Genomic DNA, 1,483 nt, shown 5'->3' on the forward strand with positions numbered 1-1,483 from the left:
GGACATCTACGTCACCGCGGATATGCGGCACCACCCGGCGTCCGAGGCGCGCGAAGCTGCCGTTGACGGGAGGCCGTACCTTGTTGACGTATCGCATTTCGCGAGCGAGTGGCTCTGGTTGCCCGCCGCGGCCGAAGCGCTCGGCAACGTGCTCGCGGACCAGGGCCACGACGTCGAGATCCGTGTGGCAACCACCAACAGCGATCCGTGGGACTTCATTCTGACTCCCGGCTAGGCCTGGCGGGCGAGGCAGGGGAGCGCCCTAGGCGATAGAGTCGAGACAAACAGGCCCAAGGCCTGGCTGGGGCTGAATACCAACCCTGGCACGATCAAGCGGAGGTAAGCGTGGCCAAGGCAGCACCGGCGGAACAGTTGAAATTGCTCGAACTGCAGGGGTTGGATGCGAAGCTCAAATCCTTGGCGAACCGCGTCGCACGTTGGAGACAGACCCCCGCATCACTGATCTTCAGGACGCGCTCAGTGTGGCCAACGGTGCGCTCGGAACCGCGAAACTTGCCGTCCACGACGCCGAAACAGAGCTGCGCAGGTCTGAGGCCGACGTCGAGCAAGTGGCGAGCCGCATTGCACGGGATGAAGCCAGGTTGAACAGCGGCACCGGACTTTCCAAGGACCTCGTCGCGCTGCAAAGCGACATCGCATCACTGAACAAGCGCCGTTCGGACCTTGAGGATGTCGAGCTGGAAATCCTCGAACGCCTGGACGGACTCAGGGAGCGCCAAGCGGCGCAACAGCAGATCGTCGATGATATCCAGGGGTCCTTCTCCGGGATCCGTGCCGAGCTGGACGCCGCGATCGCCGAGATTGTTTCCGAAGAGACGGATGTACGCGCCCAGAGGACCGGCTTCGCCGAAGGGCTCGACGCCGGGATGCTGGCCATCTACGAAAAGACCCTTGCCAAGCGCGGTGTGGGGGCCGCCCGGCTTTTCCACGGCAAGTCCGAAGGCTCGGGAATGACGCTCAGCCCCGGCGACCTCGCCGAGGTCAAGGCCGCGGCCGAGGACGAGATCGTGTTCTGCCCTGACTCCGGCTGCATCCTGGTGCGCTCCGCCGAGTGGAACTAACCGCCTGTTCCCCACCCAACTAGCTCGCAGTTAGTGCCGTTATGAGGCGTCAAAACGACATCTAGTGCTAGTCAGTTGGGGAGGATGATGCTGAGGGTGTGCGGCTTGCGGGCGGTGCCTTCCGTCAACTCCGCCGTCCAGATTTCCGAGGCTGCCTTGAGGAGTTGTTCGGGCGTCCCCGGCGCCTTTCCTCGGCGGCTCAGCAAGTGACGCGCCAATTCGCCGCGCGTGTGCTTGGCGAAGTGGCTGACGACGGTGCGTTTGCCATTGGACTCGGAAAAGACGTTGACGGAGACAGTTTGCGCCGCCGGCGGAGCCCAAGCCGCGGCGTAGGTGCTGGAGCGGCAATCCACCAGCAGTTCGCCCTGCACCCGCGAGGCGAGGGCCTGCGTGAGCTGCGG

At 64.3% G+C, this 1,483-nt stretch carries 2 protein-coding genes and 1 pseudogene; 2 read left to right on the plus strand and 1 reads right to left on the minus strand.

What is annotated here, in order from left to right:
• A partial coding sequence (locus AHiyo1_RS04540) for a Nif3-like dinuclear metal center hexameric protein (RefSeq protein ID WP_172465490.1) occupies positions 1 to 235 on the plus strand: 235 nt, incomplete at its 5' end.
• A gap of 110 nt (positions 236 to 345) precedes the next feature.
• Positions 346 to 1,082, plus strand: a pseudogene (locus AHiyo1_RS04545) (zinc ribbon domain-containing protein).
• Positions 1,083 to 1,153: 71 nt separating this feature from the next.
• Here AHiyo1_RS04545 and yaaA read toward each other — a convergent pair.
• A partial coding sequence (gene yaaA / locus AHiyo1_RS26165; RefSeq protein WP_253257144.1) for a peroxide stress protein YaaA occupies positions 1,154 to 1,483 on the minus strand: 330 nt, incomplete at its 5' end.

The sequence above is a fragment of the Arthrobacter sp. Hiyo1 genome (assembly GCF_001263615.2).
In the GTDB taxonomy this organism is placed as follows: Bacteria; Actinomycetota; Actinomycetes; order Actinomycetales; family Micrococcaceae; genus Arthrobacter.